Annotated in this window: 22 protein-coding genes; 12 read left to right on the forward strand and 10 right to left on the reverse strand. The window is 62.3% G+C overall.

The window, feature by feature from the left end; all coding sequences use genetic code 11:
- Positions 1 to 182: 182 nt before the first annotated feature.
- Positions 183 to 851 (reverse strand): N-acetylmuramate alpha-1-phosphate uridylyltransferase MurU, encoded by a 669-nt coding sequence (gene murU, locus SCL_RS12485; RefSeq protein WP_096361983.1) that lies wholly within the window; start codon positions 849 to 851, stop codon positions 183 to 185.
- 14 nt (positions 852 to 865) lie between these two features.
- Entirely contained in the window at positions 866 to 1,858 is a 993-nt protein-coding gene (locus SCL_RS12490) for an aminoglycoside phosphotransferase family protein (RefSeq protein ID WP_096361512.1), read from the reverse strand.
- Positions 1,859 to 1,999: 141 nt separating this feature from the next.
- On the opposite strand from SCL_RS12490, the gene SCL_RS12495 reads away from it, so the two are divergent.
- From SCL_RS12495 to SCL_RS14170, 5 genes are all read left to right on the forward strand, one after another.
- A complete protein-coding gene (locus SCL_RS12495; RefSeq protein WP_096361513.1) occupies positions 2,000 to 4,252 on the forward strand; it encodes an LPS-assembly protein LptD in 2,253 nt (750 codons plus the stop codon).
- A gap of 111 nt (positions 4,253 to 4,363) precedes the next feature.
- Positions 4,364 to 5,689 carry a peptidylprolyl isomerase gene (locus SCL_RS12500; protein WP_096361514.1) on the forward strand — a complete coding sequence of 442 codons (1,326 nt, stop codon included), beginning with the start codon at positions 4,364 to 4,366 and terminating at the stop codon, positions 5,687 to 5,689.
- A gap of 114 nt (positions 5,690 to 5,803) precedes the next feature.
- Complete coding sequence (gene pdxA / locus SCL_RS12505) at positions 5,804 to 6,775, forward strand: 4-hydroxythreonine-4-phosphate dehydrogenase PdxA (protein WP_096361515.1); 972 nt, start codon at positions 5,804 to 5,806, stop codon at positions 6,773 to 6,775.
- 93 nt (positions 6,776 to 6,868) lie between these two features.
- Positions 6,869 to 7,651, forward strand: a complete 783-nt coding sequence (rsmA, locus tag SCL_RS12510; RefSeq protein ID WP_096361516.1) for a 16S rRNA (adenine(1518)-N(6)/adenine(1519)-N(6))-dimethyltransferase RsmA — start codon at positions 6,869 to 6,871, stop codon at positions 7,649 to 7,651.
- 240 nt (positions 7,652 to 7,891) lie between these two features.
- Positions 7,892 to 8,584, forward strand: a complete 693-nt coding sequence (locus tag SCL_RS14170) for a hypothetical protein (protein WP_148665094.1) — start codon at positions 7,892 to 7,894, stop codon at positions 8,582 to 8,584.
- A gap of 58 nt (positions 8,585 to 8,642) precedes the next feature.
- On the opposite strand, the gene SCL_RS12520 is transcribed toward SCL_RS14170, so the two are convergent.
- The 6 genes from SCL_RS12520 to mtgA are packed head-to-tail and all read right to left on the reverse strand — an operon-like array spanning position 8,643 to position 14,260.
- On the reverse strand, positions 8,643 to 9,317 hold the full coding sequence (locus SCL_RS12520) for a lysophospholipid acyltransferase family protein (RefSeq protein WP_096361984.1): 675 nt from the start codon (positions 9,315 to 9,317) through the stop codon (positions 8,643 to 8,645).
- A 37-nt stretch (positions 9,318 to 9,354) separates the two neighbouring features.
- The gene (gmhB, locus tag SCL_RS12525; RefSeq protein ID WP_096361518.1) at positions 9,355 to 9,906 is read right to left on the reverse strand and encodes a D-glycero-beta-D-manno-heptose 1,7-bisphosphate 7-phosphatase; all 552 of its coding nucleotides are present in this window, start codon (positions 9,904 to 9,906) and stop codon (positions 9,355 to 9,357) included.
- Between the two features lie 2 nt (positions 9,907 to 9,908).
- Positions 9,909 to 10,238, reverse strand: coding sequence for a MazG nucleotide pyrophosphohydrolase domain-containing protein (locus tag SCL_RS12530; protein ID WP_197702635.1), 330 nt, complete (start codon positions 10,236 to 10,238; stop codon positions 9,909 to 9,911).
- A gap of 10 nt (positions 10,239 to 10,248) precedes the next feature.
- A complete protein-coding gene (gene glyS, locus SCL_RS12535) occupies positions 10,249 to 12,327 on the reverse strand; it encodes a glycine--tRNA ligase subunit beta (protein ID WP_096361520.1) in 2,079 nt (692 codons plus the stop codon).
- On the reverse strand, positions 12,324 to 13,229 hold the full coding sequence (glyQ, locus tag SCL_RS12540; RefSeq protein WP_096361521.1) for a glycine--tRNA ligase subunit alpha: 906 nt from the start codon (positions 13,227 to 13,229) through the stop codon (positions 12,324 to 12,326). The genes glyS and glyQ overlap by 4 nt, the downstream gene beginning before the upstream one ends.
- Before the next feature lie 56 nt (positions 13,230 to 13,285).
- A complete protein-coding gene (gene mtgA, locus SCL_RS12545; protein WP_096361522.1) occupies positions 13,286 to 14,260 on the reverse strand; it encodes a monofunctional biosynthetic peptidoglycan transglycosylase in 975 nt (324 codons plus the stop codon).
- Positions 14,261 to 14,667: 407 nt separating this feature from the next.
- Between mtgA and SCL_RS12550 the strand changes: the two genes are divergently transcribed.
- From SCL_RS12550 to ntrC, 6 genes are all read left to right on the forward strand, one after another.
- Positions 14,668 to 15,756 (forward strand): DUF814 domain-containing protein, encoded by a 1,089-nt coding sequence (locus tag SCL_RS12550; RefSeq protein WP_096361523.1) that lies wholly within the window; start codon positions 14,668 to 14,670, stop codon positions 15,754 to 15,756.
- 16 nt (positions 15,757 to 15,772) lie between these two features.
- Entirely contained in the window at positions 15,773 to 16,000 is a 228-nt protein-coding gene (locus tag SCL_RS12555; RefSeq protein WP_096361524.1) for a sulfurtransferase TusA family protein, read from the forward strand.
- Positions 15,997 to 17,166, forward strand: a complete 1,170-nt coding sequence (locus SCL_RS12560) for a cation diffusion facilitator family transporter (protein ID WP_096361525.1) — start codon at positions 15,997 to 15,999, stop codon at positions 17,164 to 17,166. The genes SCL_RS12555 and SCL_RS12560 overlap by 4 nt, the downstream gene beginning before the upstream one ends.
- 202 nt (positions 17,167 to 17,368) lie before the next feature.
- Positions 17,369 to 18,781 carry a glutamate--ammonia ligase gene (glnA, locus tag SCL_RS12565; protein ID WP_096361526.1) on the forward strand — a complete coding sequence of 471 codons (1,413 nt, stop codon included), beginning with the start codon at positions 17,369 to 17,371 and terminating at the stop codon, positions 18,779 to 18,781.
- 205 nt (positions 18,782 to 18,986) lie between these two features.
- A complete protein-coding gene (gene glnL / locus SCL_RS12570) occupies positions 18,987 to 20,048 on the forward strand; it encodes a nitrogen regulation protein NR(II) (RefSeq protein WP_096361527.1) in 1,062 nt (353 codons plus the stop codon).
- Positions 20,041 to 21,435, forward strand: coding sequence for a nitrogen regulation protein NR(I) (gene ntrC / locus SCL_RS12575; RefSeq protein WP_096361528.1), 1,395 nt, complete (start codon positions 20,041 to 20,043; stop codon positions 21,433 to 21,435). The genes glnL and ntrC overlap by 8 nt, the downstream gene beginning before the upstream one ends.
- Before the next feature lie 158 nt (positions 21,436 to 21,593).
- Here the strand turns inward: ntrC and SCL_RS12580 are convergent, their stop codons facing one another.
- Together SCL_RS12580 and chrA are read right to left on the reverse strand one after the other, a co-directional pair.
- Positions 21,594 to 22,625: a sulfotransferase family protein gene (locus tag SCL_RS12580; RefSeq protein WP_096361529.1), complete on the reverse strand. Its 1,032-nt coding sequence runs from the start codon at positions 22,623 to 22,625 to the stop codon at positions 21,594 to 21,596.
- Between the two features lie 67 nt (positions 22,626 to 22,692).
- A complete protein-coding gene (chrA, locus tag SCL_RS12585; protein WP_096361530.1) occupies positions 22,693 to 23,907 on the reverse strand; it encodes a chromate efflux transporter in 1,215 nt (404 codons plus the stop codon).
- Between the two features lie 288 nt (positions 23,908 to 24,195).
- Between chrA and SCL_RS12590 the strand changes: the two genes are divergently transcribed.
- Positions 24,196 to 25,134: a phosphate/phosphite/phosphonate ABC transporter substrate-binding protein gene (locus SCL_RS12590; RefSeq protein WP_096361531.1), complete on the forward strand. Its 939-nt coding sequence runs from the start codon at positions 24,196 to 24,198 to the stop codon at positions 25,132 to 25,134.
- Positions 25,135 to 25,178: the final 44 nt, after the last annotated feature.

Below are 25,178 nucleotides of genomic sequence, written 5' to 3' on the forward strand. Positions count from 1 at the left end.
TTACCGCCTTCGTTAGCGATAGCCGGTAACACCCGCCGCGGTTGAGGTTGGCGAGGTGTTACCGGTTTTTTATTGCCCGTCTGACTGCCCGGTTGCCCGCGTCAGCGACGTCCCCATCCGGGTATTTTCGCCGCAAAGGCCCTTCCTGCCTACCCTGAATATTTTTATTTGAAAACAGCTGGTTAGTGCTTTTCAGGGGAACGACGCAACTCCCGATCCAGCGCTTCCAGCCGTTGCGGCGTACCCACGTCACGCCAGTCGCCGGCATAGTGTTCGCCGCTGACCTGTCCGCGCGCCATGGCGGCGCGCAGTAATGGCGCCAGCGGAAACTTTCCCGGCTGGCATTCCGCAAACAGGGCGCGCGCATAGACGCCGATCCCGCTGAAGGTCAACCGGGGTTCACCCTCGGCGTGGACCCGGCCGGCGCGCAAGGCAAAATCACCCTGCGGATGTTGCGGCGGGTTATCCACCAGCACCAGATGCGCCAGACCCTCGAGACGGATCGGCAAGCGTTCAAACGGGAAATCCGTCCAGATGTCGCCGTTGATCACCACGAACGGGTCGGTGTCGATCAGGGGCAGGGCCTTGAAGATGCCGCCACCGGTTTCAAGCCCCCCGGCAGCCTCGTGGGAATAGCGGATGCGCGCCCCATGGCGAGCGCCATCACCCAGATACCGCTCGATCTGCTCGCCCAGATGCGAGTGGTTGATCACGAGGTTATGGAATCCGGCGCACGCCAGGCCGTCGATCAGATGCACGATGAGCGGCTTGCCGCCGGCCTCGAGCAAGGGTTTGGGAACGGTGTCCGACAGCGGCCGCATGCGCTCGCCGCGGCCGGCCGCGAGAATCATCACCATGGGTTTCGTCACGCCGCCCCCGGCAATTTGAGTTCATGCAACAAGGCCTGCAACGGTTGCAGATCCGGGTAGCGGGCGCTCACCTCGTGCACATAGCCGAGGGTGCGCGGGATGTCCGCCAGGTAGCCGGGTTTGCCATCGCGATGGTTCAGGCGCGCGAAGATGCCGCTGGCCTTGAGGTGCCGCTGTACCCCCATCAGGTCGAACCAGCGCAGAAATTGCGCATCGTCCTCGCCCACCGGGATCCCGGACTGGTGCGCGAGCTCGTGATAACCCTTGACCCAGTCCTCGACCTGCACGCGCGGCCAGGCGATGTAGCAATCGCGCAACAGCGACGCCAGGTCGTAGGTTACCGGCCCCAGCACGGCATCCTGAAAATCGAGAATCCCCGGGTTATTCAGGCGTGTCACCATCAGGTTGCGCGAATGATAATCGCGATGCACCCACACCCGCGGCTGGGCCAGGGCCGAGCGCGCCAGTTGCGCGAATACCTCGTCCAGCACCCGGTTCTGGCCGGCGCTGAGCCGCAAGGCCAGGTGATGTCCGAGATACCATTCGCGGAAGATCTCCATCTCGCGCAACAGCAGCGCCTCGTCGTAGTCCGGCAGGAATCGGTCGGCGCTGGTCGAGGTCCCGGCCTGCAACACGATCAGCGCCCCCAGGGCGTCGCCATAGAGCCGTTCCACCGTCTGTTCGTTGAGACTCCCCTGGTAGAGCTGCTCGCCCAGGTCGGTAATGAGCAGAAAGCCGCGCTCGTGGTCCTGCTCCAGCACTTCCGGCACGTTCAGGCCGAGGGCGTGGAAATGGCGCGCAATGGTGACGTAGGAGCGCATGCCACCCTTGTCCGGCGGCGCATCCATGACGATCAGGCTTCGGCTTCCCAGCGTGACGCGGAAATAACGGCGGAAACTGGCATCCGCCGAGGCCGGGCGGATATCGAATGCGCCCGCGCCCAGTACCCGGCCGGTCCATGCCTTGAGTGCCTCGAAACGTTTATCCAAGGGTGGTCAGTAAATAAAACCCGCACGTGCGGGAAAACGCCTTGATGGGGCCGACATAGTATGCAATTTTATGCCCGCCATCGAAAATATCGCCCTGCTTCGTTCGTCTGGACATAATAAAACAATGCCATCCCGGTTCCCATGCCTCGTTGCCGCCTGATTCGCGCCGCCCTGTGCCTGATTGTTGTCACGGGCGCGGGCTTGGCTTCGACGGTGCGGGCCGGAGACACGGCACCCTGCCCGGAGCGCCCGCCACGGCTACCCGCCGCGGCGCGGCCTGGCATCGCGGTGACGGAAAATCCGCCGGCGGAGCTGTACGCCCGGGAACTGCGCCTGACAGGCGAAGGTGTCAGTGAATTCACCGGCGACGTGGAGCTGCGGCGCGACGGCCAGTCCCTCAGCGCCGACTACCTGCGTCACGACAAGGGCAGCAGCATGATCGACGCCACCGGCAACGTCACGTTCAAGGACACCTCCGGCCTGAGCTACCAGACCCAGGACACGCACATCAATCTGGGTTCGCGCACCGGTTACAGCGGCGCCGGCAGTTTTCGCTTTGAAGACGGTAGCGCCCGCGGTGACGCCGAGCGCATCGACTTCGAAGGCCCGGAATTCACGCGTTTCACGCGGGTGCGTTACACCACCTGCGCGCCGGGCCAGGACGACTGGTTTCTCAAGATGAAGGAGCTCGAGCTCGACACCGAAGAGGACATCGGTACCGCCCACCACACCTCCATCAACTTTTATGGCGTGCCGGTGTTTTATCTGCCCTATCTCAGTTTTCCGATTTCCGATGAGCGCAAATCCGGCTTTCTGATACCGCGCCTGGGTCACGCCAGCAATCGGGGCCTCGAAATTGACACGCCCTACTATATCAATCTCGCCCCCGATTACGATGACACCCTGACGCCCCAATACATGTCCAGGCGCGGACTGATGCTGCAAAACGAATTCCGTTATCTCACCCCGCGCTCTCATGGCACGCTGCAACTGGAGACCCTGCAAAACGACAGGCTCGCCAATGGCGACGACCGCGCGGCGGGCATCTACCAGCACACGACGGCCTTCAGTCCCCGGTGGTCCGGTTACGTGGATGTGCGCGGCGTGTCGGACAAACAGTATTTCGACGACTTCCGCGACGATCTGGGCGTCACCAGCCAGACCCATCTGCCGCAGAACGCCGAGCTGGCTTATCACGGCCCGGTATGGAATTTCAGCGCCCGTGCCGCCGACTACCAAACCATCGACCGTTCCATCGTGCCCGCGGATCGTCCCTACGCACGGTTGCCCGAGTTCAATCTTTCACTTAACCGTCCGGTCGAATCCAATCGTCTCAATTATTCTTTCGAAAGCGAACTGGTGAGCTTCGAGCGCGACGCCAGTCTTACCGGCGAGCGCCTGAATCTGAGCCCGTCGGTGAGCCTCCCGTTATCCAACAGCTACGCCTTTCTGACTCCGATGATCGGGCTGCGACACATCGCCTACCGTCTCTCCAGCGTGCCGGATGCCACCCCGGCGCTGACGCGCGGCGTATTCAGTCTCGACAGCGGGCTCATCTTCGAGCGCGACTCGCGCTGGAGCGAACGCCTGTTCACGCAGACATTCGAGCCGCGCCTGTACTACCTCTACGTCCCCGGCAAAAACCAGGACGCCCTGCCGAACTTCGACACCGGCGTGCCCGACTTCAGTTTCTACAACCTGTTCCGTGACAACCGTTTCGTCGGTGGCGACCGCATCGGGGACGCCAACCAGATCACCGTCGCCGCCACCACGCGTTTCATCGATCAGCAGGACGGCGTCGAGCGGGCGCGCGCCAGCCTGGGACGGATTTATTACCTCGCCGACAGGGAGGTCAACCTGCCGGCGGCCACCAGCGGCACCGATGCCTCGGACATCGTGGCCGAATTCACGGCGACGCTCGCCAGCCACTGGCATGTGCGCAGCAGCGCCCAATGGAATCGCGAGGACAACTACACCCAGAAATACGGCTATTACCTGCAATACAATCCGGCGAAAGACCGCATCGTGAATCTCGGCCGGCGCTACTCACGCGGCGAACTGGAACAGACCGACATCTCCGCGGAATGGCCCTTCGCCGCGCGCTGGACCTTCCGTGGCCGCTCGCTTTACTCCCAGGAAAGCAACCGCAACCTGGAGAGCTATGCCGGCGTGCAATACAACGCGTGTTGCTGGGCACTGCGCCTGATGGCAAGGCGTCGACTGGAGGTGGATGCGCTGAACAGCAATACCGCCACCGAACAATTTTCCATCATGGTTCAACTTGAGCTGACCGGCCTCTCGCGACTCGGGCATATGCCGGGCAGCCCGCTGAGCGAAAGCGTGTTTTCCTTCGCGTCGCCGATGGCCGCTCCTCGGGCTTCCGGCGCGCCCTAGTGCGTCCCCGGCTTCGTCAGTGGCGCGCCCCGGCACCCTGGATCGTGTTATCCTAGCGCGCTCGAACTCCGGCGCCTGCGCGCTGTCCACGGAATACCCGGATACAAAATCATGCATGCCTTCCTCAAATCCGCCGCGCTCGGCATGGCGCTGACAGTCCTGATGCTGTCGCTGCCATCCGCCCTGGCGACGGCCGCGGCGCAGCGCGTCAGCGACATCGATCGCATCGTGGTGGTCGTCAACGACGATGTCATCACCGAGAGCGAACTCATCCAGCGGCTGCGCGAGACCCGCAAGCAGCTGGAGATGGAGAAAATCAGCGCGCCGCCGGATGCGGCGCTGCGCAAACAGCTGCTCGAACGGATGGTGCTGGAGCGTTTGCAGCTGCAACTCGCCGCCCAGAGCGGCATCCGCATCAGCGAATCCGACGTGGACCGGGCCTTTGAAACCGTGGCGCTGCGCAACAAGCTGGGCGTCGAGGAATTCCGCAAGGTCCTGGCGCAGAAGGGCATGGACGTCGCGGCTTACCGCAACCAGCTGCGCGACCAGATGACCATCCAGCAGTTGCTCGAACGCGAGATCAGCAACCGCATCACCGTCACCGACAACGAGGTCGAGAATTTCCTGGAAAATCCCCAGAGCCGCGCCGACATGGACGTGACCTATCAGTTGTCGCATATCCTGATCGGCATTCCCGAAGCGGCCTCGCCCGAGGCGATCCAGGCGGCCCGGAAACGCGCCGAGGATATTCACCGCCAGCTCGCCGGGGGCGCCAATTTCGAGCAGACCGCCGTGAGCCAGTCCCAGGGCGCGGACGCCCTCAAGGGCGGCAATCTCGGCTGGAAGAAGGCGGGCGAGCTCCCGGAACTGTTCCTGGCCACGATCAAAAACATGGCGGTTGGCAGCGTCAGCGAGATCCTGCGCAGCCCCAACGGTTTCCATATTCTCAAACTGAACGGCAAGCGCGGCGGCGACCAGGCGGAGGCCGTGACCCAGACCCACGTGCGCCACATCCTGCTGAAACCGAGCGAAATCCAGTCGCTGGACGATGCCCGCCAGAAATTATCGGGGCTGCGCGAACGTATCGAGAACGGCGAGGACTTCGCCGCGCTGGCGCGCGCGCATTCCGACGACACCGGTTCCGCCGCCAACGGCGGCGATCTGGGCTGGGCCAATCCCGGCCAGATGGTTCCGGAGTTCGAGAAGGCCATGAACGCGCTCCAGCCGAACCAGTTGAGCCAGCCCGTGAAAACCCCTTTCGGCCTGCATCTCATCCAGGTGCTCGGCCGGCGCAGCCACGACGTGACCCAGGAACGCGAGTTCGCCGCGGCGCGCCAGCAGATCCATGCGCGCAAGGCGGACGAACGCTACGAACAATGGGCGCGCCAGCTGCGCAACGAGGCCTTCGTCGAGTATCTGCTGGAAGAAGTCAATTAGCGCACCGCAAAGGCGCAAAGAGCGCAAAGGAATTAAGAGGAAGAGTTAAAAAAGCTTTTTCCAGCAATTCTTTTTCTTTGCGTCCTTCGCGTCTTTGCGGTGAAATCCTCAGTTATGTCTATCCCCGTCATTGCCCTCACCCCCGGCGAACCCGCCGGCGTCGGACCCGACCTGGCGATCCAGCTCGCGCAGCGGCCGCCGGCCTGCGCGCTGGTGCTGATCGCCGATCCCGCGTTGCTGGCGGAGCGTGCACAGCAGCTGCATCTGCCATTTGCCGCGGGTGAATGGAAAGGCCGCAAGTCCGCCGGTCAGGGCGTGTACGTGCTGCCGGTCCAAACCGCACGGCCCGTCAGCGCCGGACGGCTCGACACGGCCAATGCGCCCTATGTCATCGAGACACTAAAATCCGCAGTCGCCGGCTGCACGAGCGGCGAATTCGACGCGCTGGTCACCGGACCGGTGCACAAGGGCAGCATCAACGATGCTGGCATTGCCTTCACGGGACACACCGAAATCCTGGCGAAACTGAGCGGTGCGGTGCAGCCAGTGATGATGCTGGCGGCCCCCGGCCTGCGCGTGGCGCTTGCCACCATCCATCTACCACTGTCCGCCGTGCCACGCGCCATCACACGCGAACGCCTCACGGCGGTGATTGAGGTGCTGCACGCCGACCTCAAGCACAAATTCGGCATTGCCGATCCGGTCATTCTCGTTTGCGGACTCAACCCGCACGCCGGGGAATCCGGCCATCTCGGGCGCGAGGAAATCGAGGTGATCGAACCGGTGATCAAATCCCTTGCCGCCCGGGGCCTGCGCCTGCGCGGCCCGGTGCCGGCCGACACCGCGTTCATTCCCTCCCAGTTGCAGGGCGTGGACGCGGTGCTGGCCATGTATCACGACCAGGGCCTGCCGGTGCTGAAGCATCATGACTTCGCGCACGCCGTGAACGTCACGCTGGGCCTGCCGTTCGTGCGCACCTCGGTGGATCACGGCACGGCGCTGGAACTCGCCGGAACCGGGCGCGCCGACCTCTCCAGCCTGGTCGCCGCGATCGAAATGGCTATAAAACTTGTAAAGAAAAAATAGACAGGATTCACGGGACTAACAGGATTTTGAAAAACAAACTAATGTGACTTCTGTTCTAATCCTGTAAATCCTGTTAATCCTGTCCATTCTCTTATGCTTCATCCAAAAAAACGTTTCGGCCAGCATTTCCTGCATGACCGCAACGTCATCGGCCGCATCGTCGCGACGCTGGCGCCGCGGCCCGGGGATCACATCGTCGAGATCGGCCCGGGCAAGGGCGCGCTCACGCGCGAGCTGGCCGCGCACCTGCCCCATTTCGATGCCGTGGAACTCGACCGCGACCTGCTGGCGCATTTGCATGCGACCATTCCCGCCGGCAAGCTCACGCTGCACGGCGCCGATGCGCTGAAATACGATTTCTGCCAGCTCATGCAGCAAGACCGCAAGCTGCGCCTCGTCGGCAACCTGCCCTACAACATCTCCACGCCCCTGCTGTTCCACCTGCTGGACCAGGCCGGCTGCATCCAGGACATGCTGTTCATGCTGCAAAAGGAAGTGGTGCAGCGCCTGGCCGCCGCGCCCGGCGGCAAGGATTACGGCCGGCTGTCGGTGATGATCCAGTATCGCTGCGCGGTGGAAAAACTGTTCGATGTCGCGCCCGGCTCCTTCACACCGCCGCCGAAGGTGGATTCAAGCGTGGTGCGCCTGGTCCCCCATGCAAAACCGCCCGTGGCCGTCAACGACGAGGCCCAGTTCGCCAAGGTGGTGCGCGCCGCCTTCGCCAGTCGCCGCAAGACCCTGCGTAACAACATGAAGGGCTTGCTCAGCGCCGAGGACATGACAGCGCTGGGCATTGATCCCACCCGGCGCGCCGAAACGCTCACGCTCATGGAGTTTGCCGCGCTGAGCAATGAAATTTCCCTACTGTCGGCTTGATGGCGTATGTCGTGTTTGTATTTTTGATTCAGGTCGCGATAAAAAATACTAACTCATTGAAAAAATATATATATTAAAATCATACGATACCGCTATACAGTTACCGTTATAGACTACTTGTCGCTTTGTAAGCGGCGCTCAGGCCATCCAGTTGGTTTTAGTTAGGCATATATCTGCGATACGTGCAATTTCTTGGATTCGAAACTCTTATTCAATAAATAAATTAAGGAGGAGACGAGCATGCTTACAAATAAATCCTTATCAAGATCGTTTATTTTTCTGTTAGGACTGTTGGCGGTGCCGTGCGCCAAAGCTGCGCCCGTAACATTTGGATTTACTGGGTTCGTCTATGAAGTTATTGATCCACTGTTGGCGAACCGCTTCTCGGAGAATCAAGCTGTTTCAGGCTCATACACGTTTGAGTCAACCGCCCTGGCTACTTACCCTAATATATCCAACCCTAACGTTGTGGATTACCCCGGATTGTTAAATATCTCTCTGACGATTGGGGATTACACCGCAACGTACAACCCCTCGTCATTTCCGGGGATGATTAGAATTGTCAACGACCTCACTGGTTGGGGTGATTCATACGAGGTATGGGCGGGTATGAGCGGTGCCAGTATTGGAGGAATTCCGCCCAGTTTTTTTGTCACTGCCATGAATGATTGGACCGGAATGGCGCTGTCATCGTTGGCACTGCCCGTAGACGCCTCACAATTGGCATCCTTTGACAATCAACAATTCCAGTTAATATTTACGGAGTACGTCGATCCGCTCACCATGATTGATCATGTCCTTGATGGCGAGATTACCTCGATAACAACAAGCGTTGTTCCGCTTCCCGGTGCTCTGCTGTTGTTCGTGTCGGGCTTATTCGTATCGTTTGGTTCATTTGGTTTTTTGAAGAAACGACGCAGGCATCAAGCCTAACCTGCTGCTCGGACTAAAACGGGACGGAGGGATTAAACTTTAATCCCTCCGTCCCGTTTTAGGACCTCTCCAACTCCACCATCCTGCCCTCGATCCACTCCTCCACCTGCTTGATGATCTCCTCGGCCTTGCGGCCGCGCGGGTTGATCGTGGGGCCGATGACCACGCGCACGGTGCCGGGCTTTTTCAGGAAGCCGCGACGCAACCAGAACGAGCCGGCGTTGTGCGCCACCGGCACCACCGGGTAGCCGGTCTCGGCGGCAAGGATGGCGCCGCCCATGGCGTAGCGCTTGCGCGTCCCCGGCGCCACGCGCGTGCCCTCCGGGAACACCACCACCCAGATGCCGGATTGCAGGCGCTCGCGCCCCTGCGTGACCACCGCCTCCACCGCCTTGCGCCCGGCGCCGCGGTCAATGGCGATGGGGCGCGTCAGCGCCAGCGCCCAGCCGAACAGCGGGATCCACATCAGCTCGCGCTTGAGCACCCAGGTCTGGGCCGGAAAGATCTGCTGGAACGCGATGGTCTCCCACGCCGACTGGTGCTTGGACAGGAGAATCGCCGCGCCCGGCGGCAGGTGTTCGAGGCCTTCCACGCGGTAATCGAGGCGGCACAGGGTTTTCAGCAGGAACACCTGGAACCGCGCCCACTGACTGATGAGGCGGTAGCGCAGCGGGTAGGGCAGTAGCGCGGTCGGCAGCATCAGCGGCGCGTAGATCAGCACCGAAACGAACATCACCAGGTTGAACAGCAGGGAGCGGAGGGCGATCAAGTCAGTTCGCGGGCAGTTTGCCGGTGAGAAAGGCGTCGGTGAACGCGGCCAGGTCGTCGAACACCGGAACGTCCGTGAGCGCCTTGCTCTTCTTGAGGGTGCGCTTGCCCTTGCCGGTGCGCACCAGCACCGGTCGTGCCGAGACCAGGCGCGCCGCCGCCACGTCACGCTCGCTGTCGCCAACGGCGTACACGCCGTTCAGGTTCACCTTGAGACGTTCGGCGATCTCCTCGAACAGGCCCGGCTGCGGCTTGCGGCAGCCGCAGTTGTCCTCAGGCTTGTGCGGACAGAAGAAAATCGCGTCAATCTCGCCGCCCTTGGCGCGCACCGCCTCGAGCATGCGCGCGTGGATGCGCCCGAGCGTATTCATGTCGAACAGCCCCCGGCCGACGCCGGACTGGTTGGTGGCGAGGATGACCTTGTAGCCCTCGCGATGCAGGCGCGCGATGGCCTCGAGGCTGCCCGGGATCGGCACCCATTCCTCGGGCGACTTGATGTAGTCGTCCGAGTCGTGGTTGATGACGCCGTCGCGGTCGAGGATGACGAGCTTCATAACTATTCTTTGAACTCCGACACCCGGATGCGGCCGTTGATCATGCGCGATTTACGGCTCTGCACCTTTTGCATCTTGTCCCAGAACGCCTGTTTGAGGTCGAAATCCGCGGCGATGGCGGTGCCGAGCAGCAGAATCAACAGGTCGGCGCATTCCTCGGCCAGATGCTCCTTCGATTTGCCCTTGGTCACGCAGGCGGAGATCTCTCCCAGTTCTTCCGTCATGAGCGCCACGCGATAGGCCAGTTCTTCGCCGCCGGTTTCGCGGAAACGGTGCTTGTCGTGAAAGGCCTGCACCGTGGCGAGCATGTCCTGGTAGGAATCCCTGTTCATCGACATATCCTCAACTTTGCAGGCGCGAGATGTCCGCGACGTTCAGAAACAGGTTGCCGAGCCGATTGAGCAACGCGAGGCGATTATCGCGCACGGCGGCATCGTCCACCATCACCATGACCTTGTCGAAAAACTCGTCCACCGCCGGACGCAACCCTGCCAGGTGCTTCATGGCCCCGGCGTAATTGCCGGCCTTGAACAGCGGCGCCACCTGCGCCTCCAGTGTCTGCACCGCCTCGGCCAACTGGCGTTCCGCCGGCTCGGCCAGTTTTCCCGCGTCCACCTTGTCGGAGGGCGTCCCGCCGGCCTGACGCAGGATGTTGCGGATGCGCTTGTTGGCCGCGGCCAGCGCCTGGCCCTCGGGCAGGGCGCGGAACTCCTTGAGCGCCTGCAGGCGCGGCAGCACCTGGTCCAGGCGCGCCGGGTTGAGCGACACCACGGCGTCGATCTCGTCCGCTTCGAAACCCTTTTCCTTCAGATAAGGCTTCAGTCGCTCGAGCATGAAGCCATGCAGGTCCTGCACCACGCTGTCGGCAATGACGCCGCTGGGAAACTGGCTGCGGGCACTGGTCAGCAGGTCTTTCACATCGAGCGCCAGGGATTTTTCCACCAGGATGCGCACCACGCCCAGGGCCGCGCGGCGCAGGCCGAAGGGGTCTTTCTCGCCGGTCGGCACCAGACCGATGCCGTAGATGCCGACCAGGGTGTCGAGCTTGTCCGCCAGCGCCACGCATACCGCAATCGGCTGCCGTGGCAACTCACCGCCCGCGGTGCGCGGCCAGTAATGCTGCTCGACCGCGTCCGCCACCACCGTCGGCTCGTGGTCGTACTTGGCGTAGTAGCGCCCCATGATGCCCTGCAACTCCGGGAACTCGCCCACCATCTCGGTGAGCAGGTCGGCCTTGCACAACTGCGCCGCACGCTCGGCGTGCGCCCGGTCGGCCTTGAGCAACTGCGCGATCCGGCCGGCGAGTTTTTCCAGCCGCTGCACGCGTTCGAGCTGGCTGCCGAGCTTGTTGTGATAGACGACATTGGCCAGCCGCGGCAGGCGGTCGGCGAGCCGCTGCTTGCGGTCCTGGTCGTAGAAGAAGCGCGCATCCGACAGCCGTGCGCGCAGCACGCGCTCGTTGCCGTGAATGATCTCTTTCGGATTGGCGGCCTGCATGTTGCTCACGAACAGGAACCGTGGCAGCAGCTTCCCTTCCTTATCGGCGAGCGGGAAATATTTCTGGTGCTGCTGCATGCTGATGATGAGACATTCCTTCGGGACCTCGAGAAAGGCCGGGTCGAAACCGCCCACCAGCATCACCGGATATTCGACCAGGCTGGTCACCTCGCCCACGAGTTCGTCGCTCTTGCCCAGATTCCAGCTGGCGTCGAGCTTTTTCGCGGCGGTCTCCAGCGCCTTGGTGATAATTTCGCGGCGTGCGTCGAAGGCGGCGATGACCTTGCCCGACTGCTTCAGGATTTTTTCGTAATCCCTGGCCTGTTTGATCGTGATCGGACCCTTGCTGAGAAAGCGGTGCCCGCGGGTCTTGTTGCCGCTCTTCAGGCCCAGCACCGTGCCCGGCACCAGCTTGTTGCCGTACAGCAGGATCACGCCGTGCACCGGGCGCACGAACTGCGCCTCGCCCGCGCCCCAGCGCATGAGCTTGGGGATTGGCAGTTTCTTGAGCGCGGCCTCGACGATACCTGCCAGATGCTGCTTCAGGGCCTCGCCCTTCTGTCTGGAGCGGTAAACGAAATATTCACCCTTGTCGCCGGCGCGCTTTTCCAGTTTCGCCAGCTCCACGCCGCAGGATTTGGCGAAGCCGATCAGCGCCGGTGTCGGGCGGCCATTGGCATCGAGCGCGGTCGCCACTGCCGGTCCCTTGCGCTCGACCATGCGGTCCAATTGTTTATCAAGCACACGTGGGACAATCACTGCTAAGCGCCGTGGCGTGGAAAACTCCTCAAAATCGTTATGATCGATAAAATCTTTATCCTTGAGATAGTCGGTAATCGCGACGGCAAACGCGATCGATAATCGCTTGAGCGCCCTGGGTGGCAGCTCTTCCGTCAGCAATTCCACCAGCAGCGGCGCCGTCATGCTTTCGCCTTTTTCTGCTTGAGCAGCGGGAAGCCGAGGCGCTCGCGCGAGTCGTGGTAGCTCTGCGCCACCAGGCGCGCCAGCGTGCGCACGCGGCCGATGTAGGCGGCGCGCTCGGTGGTGGAGATCGCGCCGCGCGCGTCGAGCAGGTTGAAGGCATGCGAGCACTTCATGACCATCTCGAAGCCGGGCAGCGGCAGATTCGACTCCATCAGCCGTTTGGCCTCGGACTCGTAATCGTTGAACTGCTGGAACAACCAATTGACGTTGGAGTGTTCGAAATTGTATTTCGACTGCTCGACCTCGTTCTGGTGATACACGTCGCCGTAGTTCGTGCCTTTCGTCCACACCAGATCGAAGACATTCTCGACCCCTTGCAGGTACATCGCGAGACGCTCGAGGCCGTAGGTGATTTCGCCCAGCACCGGCTTGCAGGGGAGCGAACCGACCTCCTGGAAATAGGTGAACTGCGTGACCTCCATGCCGTCGAGCCACACTTCCCAGCCGAGACCCCAGGCGCCGAGCGTGGGCGATTCCCAGTCGTCCTCGACGAAGCGGATGTCGTGCTTTTTCGTGTCGATGCCGATCTCGCGCAGCGAGTCGAGATAGAGGTCCTGGATGTCATCCGGCGTGGGCTTGAGCACCACCTGGAACTGGTAGTAATGCTGCAGGCGGTTGGGGTTCTCGCCATAGCGGCCATCCTTGGGACGGCGCGACGGCTGCACGTAGGCGGCCTTCCACGGCTCGGGGCCGAGCGCGCGCAGGAAGGTGGCGGTATGGAACGTGCCCGCGCCCATCTCCATGTCGTACGGCTGCAAGACGACGCAGCCCTGGCGCGCCCAGTAGCGGGACAGCGTGAAGATCAGTTCCTGGAAGGTCACGGGTGGTTTTATGCGGGACATCCGGCTTGTTTGGCCGGCGATTATACCCCGCCCCGCTGCCCGGTACACCGCGCGCTTCAGAGGGAATGCGGCCGGATCGAGCGCTCTTCCACCGGCGGGTACGCGCGGTCGCCGTCCGCCGGCGGCGGTTCATCACCGGCATCCGGCGGCGGCACCTCGCCGCTTTCCGCCGGGGGCGGCCCGGCCGGCCACAGTTCATGTTCGCCGTCCCGCGGTGTTTCGGTTCCATCGTCCGGCGGCGGCAGGAACAGGTCGAAGGGACGTTCGCGCACCGTCTCGGCGGCATCGCCCGGATAACGCTCGAGCAGCGCCAGAAGTTTTTTCGAGCGCCGTTCGAACTGGCGTGTGTGTGTGGCGGGATTGTTCTTCACCGGGCTCGGCAGCGTGGCCACCAGTTCCGCCGCCTGCGCCGGCGACAATTGCGCCGGGCCGATTCCCCAGTAGGCCTCCGACGCCGCCTGCACGCCGTAAATCCCGCGCCCGAACTCCACCACGTTCAGGTAGATTTCAAGAATGCGGCGCTTGCTGAGACTGCGCTCCATGCCCCAGGTCAGGATCAGTTCATGCCACTTGCGCAACGGATTGCGCGACGGTGTCAGAAACAGGTTTTTCACTGTCTGCTGCGAGATGGTGCTGCCGCCGAAAACGAAACGGCCTTCCCGGAGGTTGTAATCCATCGCCTCCTTGAAAGCGATGAGATCGAAACCGCTGTGCTCATAGAAGCGGCTGTCCTCGGCCAGGATCACCGCGCGCTGCAGATGCTTGGGGAAATTCGAGAACGCCACCGGCTGCCAGCGCAGTCTTGGCCAGTTCCTGTTGTCGGCCCGCTGTTTTTCATACTCGTGCATGAAGGCCGACTTCGGTACCGGCCCGTTGGCGATCTTGTTCCAGTCCGGCCAGGTGAGCCCGAGGTAAACCAGATCGAGAATCAGCAACAACAGAAGAATGCGGAACGTCCAGCGCATCACGCGCGCGGAGCGCCGCACCAAAGCCTTGAAGCCGCGCTTGCCGCGACGCCGTTTCCAGAACATGCCGGGGTGATTTATCCGTGACCGCAATGCCGCCTGTTAACGTAGCCCTACTCCACTTCGCTCCGTTCGTCTCGCCGTAATATTAGCATCACGGCCGCCCCGACTCCGACAGGGAATGCGCCGCCCGTCCGCTCCGGACGGATCAGGCAATGAATCAACAATAGACAGGGGCGCAGGATTTGGTTACTGTGCCGCGCGTGTTTCAGGTCGCGCCTGGATCACCACGGAGGAGAGATCCGGCCCACGCAAGCCGGTATCATAAAATGGGCCCGCAAGGGCCCGTTTTTTTGCCCCGGCGATGCCCGCCCGCCAGCGCTTTAACCGCGGCGGCTCCCGTGTCCCAAGGCGTGCCGGAATCCATGGTTTGGGCTAGTATGTGCTCCCCCGGAATTTTTAACGGTACCCCCATGTCATTTCCTGCCTCGCCCATTGCCAGCCCCCGTGCCGCCGCACCCGGCGCGGCGCGCAAGGCCGTGGCGCTGATCTCGGGCGGGCTGGATTCCATGCTCGCCGCCAAGGTCATGCTGGAACAGGGCATCCACGTCGAGGGCATCAACTTCTACACCGGCTTCTGCGTCGAGGGGCACACGCACGCGATCCGCAACCACGAGCACGCTAAACCGAAACGCAACAACGCGCTGTGGACCGCGGAACAGCTCGGCATCAAACTGCACATCATCGAGGTCATCGAGGAGTACAAGGACGTCGTGATCAATCCGAAGCACGGCTACGGCGCCAACCTCAACCCCTGCCTCGACTGCAAGGGCTTCATGGTGCGCAAGGCGCGCGAGTGGATGGAAAAAAACGGCTTCGATTTCATCATCACCGGCGAGGTGCTCGGTCAGCGTCCGATGTCGCAGCGCCGTGACACCATGCCGGTGGTGGCGCGCGAGTCCGGCGCCTTCGACCGGCTGCTGCGGCCGCTGTGCGCCAAACTCCTGCCCGAGACCCTGCCCGAGCGCGAGGGCTGGGTGGACCGGAGCAAGCTGCTGGACTTCAACGGCCGCAGCCGCAAGCCGCAGATTCGGCTCGCCGCCCAATATGGCTTCACGGATTATGCCCAGCCGGCCGGCGGCTGCTGCTTTCTCACCAACGAGCAGTATTCGCACAAGCTCACCGACCTGTGGACCACGCGCGGCACCAAGCAATACGAGATCGACGACATCATGCTGCTCAAGGTCGGCCGGCACCTGCGCCCACGTCCGAATTTCAAGCTGATTGTCGGGCGCGACGATGGCGAGAACAATTTTCTCAACGGCTACCGCAAGCGCTTCACGCATCTCCACGCCACCAGCCACCAGGGCCCGCTGGTGCTGATTGACGGAGCCGTCAGCGAGGATGATCTCGAACTCGCGGCGCGCCTGACGGCGCGCTTCGGCAAGGGCCGCGAAGCCGAGACGGTGACCCTGACCGTGACCGATGCCGCGGGCAACAGCCGCGAACTCCAGGTCGTGCCGATCGCGGCCAACGACATCCCGCCCGAGTGGTACCTGTAGCGATATCTTCACGAACATGAGCCATTTCGTGCTGGACGCACGCTACCTGCTCTGCCCCATGCCGGTGATCCGCACCCAGAACCGGATCGCGGAATTGCAGCCGGGCGACACCCTGGAAGTGCAGGCCACCGATCCGGGGGCGCTGCACGATATCCCCGCCTGGTGCCGGGTGCACGGTCATGAAATATTGGAAACGCGCCGTGACGGTAACGATATCGTCATTACCGTACGCGTGATCTCATGAGCGCCACTGGCGAACACAGCCATTTCGACGCCTCCAGCCCCGAGCGTTACCGCGCCAGCCTGCGCGTGGCGCTGGTCAACATTACCGCCAATTTCCTGCTGACCACGGCCCAGGTCATCATCGGCTTCCTCGGGCATTCGCAGGCGCTGGTGGCCGATGGCATGCATACCCTGTCCGACACGCTCGCCGACCTGCTCGTCATTTTCGCCCTCAAACATGGGCGCAAGGGCGCCGACCAGGAGCACCCTTACGGGCATGAGCGCATCGAAACCGCGGTCACCATGATCCTCGGCATCGTCCTGATCGGCGTCGCCATCGGCATCGGTGTGCGCGCCGGCATGAAACTTATGACTGTCAGCGCGATTGTGACACCCAGCGCGCTGACCCTGTGGACCGCCCTGGGCACCCTCGCGGCCAAGGAGGCCATGTACCGCTACACCATCGCCATCGCCAACCGCTTCGGCTCGAACATGCTGCGCGCCAGCGCCTGGCACCATCGTTCAGATGCCCTGTCCTCGCTCATCGTGGCGGCCGGTATTGGCGGCAGCCTGATCGGCTTTGCCTACTTCGATGCCATCGCCGCCATCGTGATTGCCGTGATGATCATCAAGGTCGGCGCACAGCTCAGCTGGCAATCGTTGCGCGAGCTGGTGGACACCGGGCTGGGCACGGATGATCTCGATTCCATCCGCCAGACCATACTCTCGGTCAGCGGGGTCAAGGCGCTGCACCTGTTGCGCACGCGGCGCGTGGGCGGGCAGGCACTGGCGGACGTGCACATCATCGTGGATGATCGGGTGAGCGTGTCCGAGGGGCATCAGATCAGCGAGGCGGTGCGCGCCAAGCTCGTCAAGGAAATCGACCCAGTGACGGATGTCATGGTGCACATCGACACCGAAGAGGACGTGGAAGGTCCGAGCTGTGAAGGCCTGCCGCTGCGCGACGAGGTGCAGAAGCGCCTGGACGATTACTTTCGTGCCATCCCCGAGGCGCGCTGCATCGAACATGTCACGCTGCATTACCTGGATGGGCGCATCGATATCGAACTGCTGTTGCCGCTGTCAGTCGCGGCCGATGCTGCCGCGGCCCAGGCACTGGCCTCGCGTTTCGCCGAGGCTACTCAGCACGACAAGCAGATTCGCACCGTAAGTGTGCGATACCACTGACTAAAGCGTAATAATCGCACTATATTGGTGCATCTAGTTAAAATTATGCACCGTTTTAGTGCATAAAATGGCATTTTTAATGGAGACTGTTAATTAACTAATTGATTTTAATTATAGATTTTAATGGCACAAATCGTGCAAAAATACGAGCTCAATTTTTAGCTGTGCTCGCAGCACACTTACCTTTCCCAGGAGGAAACCCATGTCGTCCGGCGCAGATGTTCTCAAACTGATCAAAGACCAGAAGGTCAAGTTCGTTGACTTTCGCTTCACCGACACCAAAGGCAAGGAACAACACGTTTCGGTTCCGGCGCACACGATCGAGACCGACACCTTCGAGCACGGCAAGATGTTCGACGGCTCCTCGATCTCCGGCTGGAAGGGCATCCAGGAATCCGACATGATCCTGATGCCGGCCGCCGACACCGCGGTCATGGACCCGTTCATGGAGGAACCGACCCTCATCCTGCGCTGCGACGTGGTCGAGCCCTCCACCATGCAGGGCTACGAGCGCTGCCCGCGTTCGCTCGCCAAGCGTGCCGAAGCCTACCTCAAGAGCACCGGCGTGGCCGACACCGCCTTCTTCGGTCCCGAGGCCGAATTCTTCATTTTCGACGACATCCGCTGGGGCGCCGACATCAGCGGCTGCTTCGTGAAAATCGATTCCGAGGAAGCCTCCTGGAACACCGAAAAGGTGTATGAAGGCGGCAACCTCGGCCATCGCCCGACGGTCAAGGGCGGTTACTTCCCGGTCCCGCCGGTCGATTCGCAGCAGGACATCCGCTCGGCCATGTGTCTCGCCATGGAAGAAATGGGACTTTCCATCGAGACCCATCACCACGAAGTGGCGACCGCCGGCCAGAACGAAATCGGCATGCTGTTCAATACCCTGGTGAAAAAGGCCGACGAGCTCCAGATCTACAAATACTGCGTGCATAACGTGGCGCACAGCTACGGCAAGACTGCGACCTTCATGCCCAAGCCCATCGTCGGCGACAACGGTTCCGGCATGCACGTGCATCAGTCGCTCGCCAAAGACGGCAAGAACCTGTTCTCCGGCAACGAGTACGGCGGGCTGTCGCAAACCGCGCTGTATTACATCGGCGGCATCATCAAGCACGCACGCGCGCTCAACGCCATCACCAACCCGCTCACCAACAGCTACAAGCGCCTGGTGCCGGGCTTCGAAGCCCCGGTGATGCTGGCCTACTCGGCGCGCAACCGTTCGGCCTCGATTCGCATTCCGTACGTGCCGAACCCGAAAGGCCGGCGCATCGAGGTACGCTTCCCGGACGCCGGCAGCAATCCCTATCTCGCCTTTGCCGCCATGATGATGGCGGGTCTGGACGGCATCATGAACAAGACCCATCCGGGCGAGGCCATGGACAAGGACCTGTACGACCTGCCGGCGGAAGAGGCCAAGAAGATCCCGACTGTGTGCCATGCGCTCGACCAGGCGCTCGAGGCGCTCGACAAGGATCGCGCCTTCCTCAAGGCCGGCGGCGTGTTCACCGACGATGTGATCGATGCCTATATCGATCTCAAGATGCAGGACGTCACGCGCTTCCGCATGACCACGCATCCTATTGAGTTCGACATGTATTACAGCGTCTAAGGGGCGCCGGTCTGTGAGGTAAACCCGCAATCGCCCCCGCACTGGGGGCGATTGTTTTTGGGGGCCGGAGATGGATATATCATCATGCACCATTTTGGTGCATGATAGATCCTGCAATCAGGGATATTTGCAAGTCGTTTATTTATAAGGATTTAGAGTCGTGAAACATGTTGCCTCAGCCCAGCCAGCGCCTCACAGGTGGCCCATGCATACAGGATCGTCCCCGCGGATTCTCGACAACCTGACGACGGCGGTGCTGACCTTCGACGCCGATCTGCGTCTGACCAGCATCAACCCGGCCGGCGAGATGCTGTTCGAGATCAGCGCCAAGAAAGCCGTGGGACAGAGGCTGGCGGAACTGCTGCCGCATGCCCGCCTGGCCACCAGGACGCTGAACCAGACCCTGGAAAGCCGTCACCCCATCACCGCCCGCGGCGTGCCACTGAAACTGCCGGGCCATCGAATCATTACCGTGGATTGCACGGTGACGCCGCTGACCGACGCCGGTGCGGACGGGGCGCTGCTGGTGGAACTCACGCAGGTGGACCGGCTGCTGCGCCTGGCGCGCGACGAAAGCATGCTGGAACGCCAGGCGGCCAACCGCGCGGTGATGCGCGGGCTGGCGCACGAGATCAAAAACCCGCTCGGCGGACTGCGCGGCGCGGCACAGCTGCTGGAACGCGAGCTGCCGGACAAATCACTCCGGGAATACACCCGCATCATCATCCACGAGGCCGATCGCCTGCGTAACCTGGTGGACCGCATGATGGGGCCGCACAAGCCGCTGAAGAAGCAGCCGGTCAATATCCATGAAATCCTGGAACACGTGCGCAAGCTGATGCTGGTGGAGGTACCGGTCGGGCTCACTCTCGAGCGCGACTACGATCCGAGCCTGCCCGAATTTGACGGCGAGCCCGAGCAGCTGACCCAGGCAGTGCTCAATATCGTGCGCAACTCGGCCGAGGCCATCCAGCACCAGGGAACGATCCGCCTGCGCACCGGCATCGAGCGCAGCTTCACCATCGGCCAGAAGCGTCACCGTTTGGTGCTGCGCGCCGACATCGAGGACAGCGGCCCGGGCATCCCCGAGGAAATCCAGGAACACATTTTTTACCCCATGGTCACGGCCAAGCCCGGCGGTACCGGCCTCGGGCTTTCCATCGCCCAGGACATCATCGCCAAGCATGGCGGGCTGATCGAATGCCGCAGCCGGCCGGGACATACCGTGTTCAGTATTTATCTGCCGCTGGAGAACGGACATGGCTAGACAGGATATTGTTTGGGTCATCGACGATGACCGCTCGATCCGCTGGGTGCTGGAAAAGGCCCTGACCCAGGCGGACATGGCGGTGAAGACCTTCGACTCGGCGAATGACATCGCCGACCTGCTCGAACGCCAGCGGCCGGATGTGGTGATCTCCGACATCCGCATGCCCGGTATCAGCGGGCTCGAATTGCTCAAGACCATCCACGCCAAGGCGCCGGAGATTCCGGTCATCATCATCACTGCCCACACCGACCTCGAAAGCGCGGTCGCCTCCTACCGCGGCGGCGCGTTCGAGTACCTGCCCAAGCCGTTCGACGTGGACGAGGCCGTGCGCCTCACGCGTCGCGCCATCGAGCACCGGCGGCGGCAAAAGGTGGAGGCGCCGGTCAGCGAGGAAACACCGGAAATCATCGGCTCGGCGGCGTCGATGCAGGAGGTGTTCCGCGCCATCGGGCGGCTGTCGGGCTCTCATCTGAGTGTGCTCATCAACGGCGAATCCGGCACCGGCAAGGAACTGGTGGCGCGCGCCCTGCACAATCACAGCCCGCGCGCCGACAAGGTTTTTGTCGCGCTCAACATCGCCGCGATTCCGAGCGAGCTGCTCGAATCCGAGCTGTTTGGCCACGAGAAAGGCGCCTTCACCGGCGCCACCCACCAGCGCAAGGGCCGTTTCGAGCAAGCCAATGAAGGCACGCTGTTCCTGGACGAGATCGGTGACATGCCGCCGGGCCTGCAAACACGCCTGCTGCGCGTGTTGCAGGACGGCAAGTTCTACCGCGTGGGCGGGCACGAGCAGGTGGAGACCAACGTGCGCATCATCGCCGCCACCAACCAGGACCTGGAAAGCCGCGTCAAGGACGGCAAATTCCGCGAGGACCTGTTCCACCGGTTGAACGTGATCCGCATCCATCTGCCACCGTTGCGCGAGCGGCGCGAGGACATCCCGACGCTGGCGGGTTACTTCCTGAAGAAGTCCGCGACCGAACTCGGCGTGGAGGCGAAACAGCTGGCGCCGGCGGCGGAGGAATTTCTGAGCCGTCTGCCCTGGCCGGGCAACGTGCGACAACTGGAGAACACCTGCCGCTGGCTGACCGTCATGGCCCCGGGCCAGACCGTACGCGTCGAGGACCTGCCGCCGGAACTGCTGGCGGCCGACACCGGAAGCGCGCATGGCGCGGACTGGGAAGACCAGCTCAAGAACACCGTGGAACAGCGCCTGGCGCGCGGCGAGGACGAGATCTTCAAGGGCATCAACGACAGCTTCGAGCGCATCCTGATCGAAGCCGCGCTCAAGCACGCCGGCGGACGCAAGCAGGACGCGGCCAAGAAGCTGGGCTGGGGGCGCAATACCCTCACGCGCAAGCTCAAGGACCTCGATTTAACTTAAAAGAGATTAACCGCCAAGACGCCAAGAGCGCCAAGTTTTGTTGATTGCGGCCCAGGGTGCAACAAAACTCGTTGCACCCGTTCGGCGGCACGAAGGTTCACTGAACCTTCGTGAAAACCCCGCCTCACCCTTGGCGTCTTGGCGGTTCAAAATCATAATCAGGCGATGGCGCGCATCGACGGCGGCGCCATCTGGCCGCGTTCACGGATCTCCTGGATCAAACCCGCTTGGCGATCGCGACGCTTGAGGTCATCGGCGCTGGTACGCTGCAACACCTCGTCCTTGAGCCGCCGGTTTTCCGCGTCGAACCGGCGGATCTCCTCCTCGGTGAAAGCCGGCTTGCTGCCCTCCGGAACGTACATGCACTCGTAACCGAGGGCGTTCAGCACATCGCCTGCGACGGACTCGAAGATGCGAATGTCTTCCTGGTTCGCATCGCGCAGGAACTTGCGGGTGTTGTCAGCCATGATCGGCCTGGCCACGTTGCCCCACAGGTCGCTCGACTCGGCCGCGCGCTTGGCCTCGTCGGATTTGTAGAACTCCAGCATCTTCTTGTTGAAACGCACGCCCAGGAACTTGCACAGCAGACGCATGGTGTGCTCCGGTTCGCTGGTCAGCGACTCGTAGCTGATGCTGATGAATCGGCCTGGGCCGATGCGCTCGCGCATACCGAGCGCCAGCTGCTGGGCCGCGGCCCATTCCTTCGCGATGTGATAGAAGTGTTTCTCGCCCACCACGGCCTTGCGGAACGAGCAGGCCACGTCGCGCCCGTCGCGATACAGATAGATGTAGCGCGGGCTGCGAAAGTGCTCTTCGATCTGCGGCAGATACTGGATGTTGGCCATGCTCTTGCAGCACCAGCTGCGCGCCTCCCAGGCCCTGGCCATCGCGTCATATACCGCCTCGTACACGGCCATGAGCGTGTGGCGGCGGCAGCGCAGCTGGATGTCGAGACGATTGAGCGTCACGCCTTCCCACGGCACCGGGTTGAGCTCGACCAGGCGGCACACGTCATCCACCAGTTGCGCGAAATTCCCGCGTTGCTCCAGGTCACCATAGTTCGGCACCAGCGGCATCAGGCGTTGCAGGATATGCGGCGGATGCGGCGCGGCAATGCGGGGCAGTTCGTTCAGCATCAGGCGCAGCAGGTTCGAGCCCGAGCGCTGGGTTCCGATCATGAAGATGTTCATGGCAATCACTCCTGAATCACTGTTGAATCATGCGCGCCAACGTGGCGCGCCTCCCTACTTGATCTGCTTAATACAGCCACCAGCCCGCCGCGCCAGCGACAGGAATAATCCACACCGCGTCCACGCGAAAACGTATCAGCGCATACAACGCGACCGCGAAAATCGCGATCGAATACCACACCGGCGCCGCGGTCCGCCCCACCACCACGGCGGCCGCGAAGATCATGCCGATCACCGCCGGACGCACGCCGCGCAGCGCCGCCTGAATCGCGCTGGCGCGTTGCAGCCGCTCGAAGGCATTGGAGGCCAGAACCATGAGCACCGCCGGTGGCGCAAAAATGGCGGTGGTGGCGACCGTCGCGCCGGCCAGTCCCGCGACCTTGAGCCCGATGAAGGCCGCGCTCACCAGAATCGGGCCGGGCGTGATCTGCCCGAGCGCGATGCCGTCAACGAATTCCTGCGAGGTGACCCATTTCTGGTTGGTCACGACGATTTCCTGGATCATCGGAATGAACACGTAACCGCCGCCGAAGAGCATGACACTCATACCGGCGAACACGGCGCCCAGCTTCATCAGAATGGCGGGGTCGATGCTCCACCACGGTATCTGCACCAGCGGCGCGGTGCTTAACAGCAGGGCATTGGCGTTGAGCTGGGTTCCCGGGATGGCCGGTTTTTTATCCGGCGGCGGCTGCGAGGGCGAGCCATGGTCGGTCCGGAACAGCAGCCAGCCGATCACGCCGGCACCGAGAATGATTCCGAGCGTGCTGTAGAACCCGCCGATGCCAAGCAGCGCGGCGAAAGCGGCAATAGCGATGGCCTCCTCGCGCAAACCCACGAGGGACTTGCGGCTCATGTTCCAGGCAGCCGCCACGATCACGGCCGTCACCGCCGGAATGAAACCCATGAACAGCTTGCTCACCGCCGGGATCTGGCCCCAGCGGAAATAGGCGGCCGACAGGGCCACCACCAGTACGAAGGCCGGCAGGATCGCGGCCACGGCTGCCACCAGCGCGCCCAGGCGGCCGCGCAGGCGGTAACCCACGTAGGTGCAGACATTGACCGCGACCGGGCCGGGCAGCATGGAGGCGAGCGAAATACCGTCGAGCATGGCCTGATGCGTGAGCAGTTTCTTGCGCTCCACCACCACGTTCTCGACCACCGAGATCATGGCCATGAAGCCGCCGAAACTGGTGCAGGCGATGCGAAAAAAAATCCAGAACAGCGAGGACAGGGAAAGTTCCGGGGCGGAGGAATCAGAATGCGGAGGCGTGACTGGCATTAACTTCCCTATCGCGAACAAAATCAAACTTATGGTGCGCGCATTATGGCGGCGGCATTTCCCGAGCGACAAGGTTAAGTTAAGCCGTGGTCTTGGCGGCTGCACGACCGCTCGCGCAAGCATTCCGGCCGCCTGTCGGCCCACGGCTCACGGCAAAAAATAGTCACTGGAATTGGTGAAAACCCACGCTAGGCTCTGTCTCCTATAAGAGCGCGGCTGTCCCGGCTTTTGGAGCAGACGAGAAGCGTTCAAACATTCGGGGAAGTGGGTGCAACAAGGAGAGTTGTCATGAGTATCAAGTCCACCGTGATAGTTTCACTGGTTGCGATTTCGGTCGTTTTCTCGCCTGTATTGGCCGCTGATTCATCCGGTGATAAACCGGCGCCGATGCAGGCCATCGCCGCCGCCATCAAGAAAGTCGTATTCACCCCCACGGCTCCCGCGCCCGCGAAAAACTCCCTCCCGGAACGCATCGTCGAGGAGCAGGAGGCGCTGGTATTCACCGCGCCGCCGCGCGAAACGCCTGAGGCCGGCATCGAGATTTATCAGCCCGTGGCGGACTACCTGAGCCAGGCCATCGGCAAGAAGGTGCGCTACAAGCATCCCGGCACCTGGGGCGTGTACCGCACCGAAATGCTCAAGGGCAGCTACGACATTATTTTCGACGGCCCGCACTTCAACAGCTACCGTCTGGAGAAGCTGAGCCACAACATCCTGGTCAAGATTCCCGAGCGCCACGAATTCGCGGTCATCGTGCGCAAGGACAAACCATTCCAGAATTTGTCGCAGATGGCGGGCCGCAGCTTCTGCACCCACGCGCCGCCAAATCTCGGAACGCTGGTGCTGCTCAGCCAGTTCGACAACCCGTCGCGCCAGCCCGTCATCATCAGCACCAACGGCTGGGAGAACATCTATAACGGCGTGGCCTCCGGCAAATGCGCCGGCGGCGTGCTGCCCATGGCGAATCTGAAGAAGGTCGACAAGGCCAACATTGCCAAGGTGATCTTCAAGACCGCGGCCATGCCGAACCAGGCGTTCTCCGCCGGCCCGCGCGTGTCGCTGGAAGACCAGATGAAACTCGCGCAGGCGCTGGCGTCGCCGGATGCCGCCGTGCCGACGGAAAAATTGCGCACCGCCTACAAGGTCGGCGACGGCTTCGCCCTCGCCAACAACCAGGAGTACCAGGGCCTGGCGGTCTATCTTCGCAACGAATGGGGCTACTACTGAGACGCGTCCGCGCCGCCGGTAAACCCGATCTGGATACATCATTT

It is taken from the genome of Sulfuricaulis limicola (genome assembly GCF_002355735.1).
Taxonomy (GTDB): domain Bacteria; phylum Pseudomonadota; class Gammaproteobacteria; order Acidiferrobacterales; family Sulfurifustaceae; genus Sulfuricaulis; species Sulfuricaulis limicola.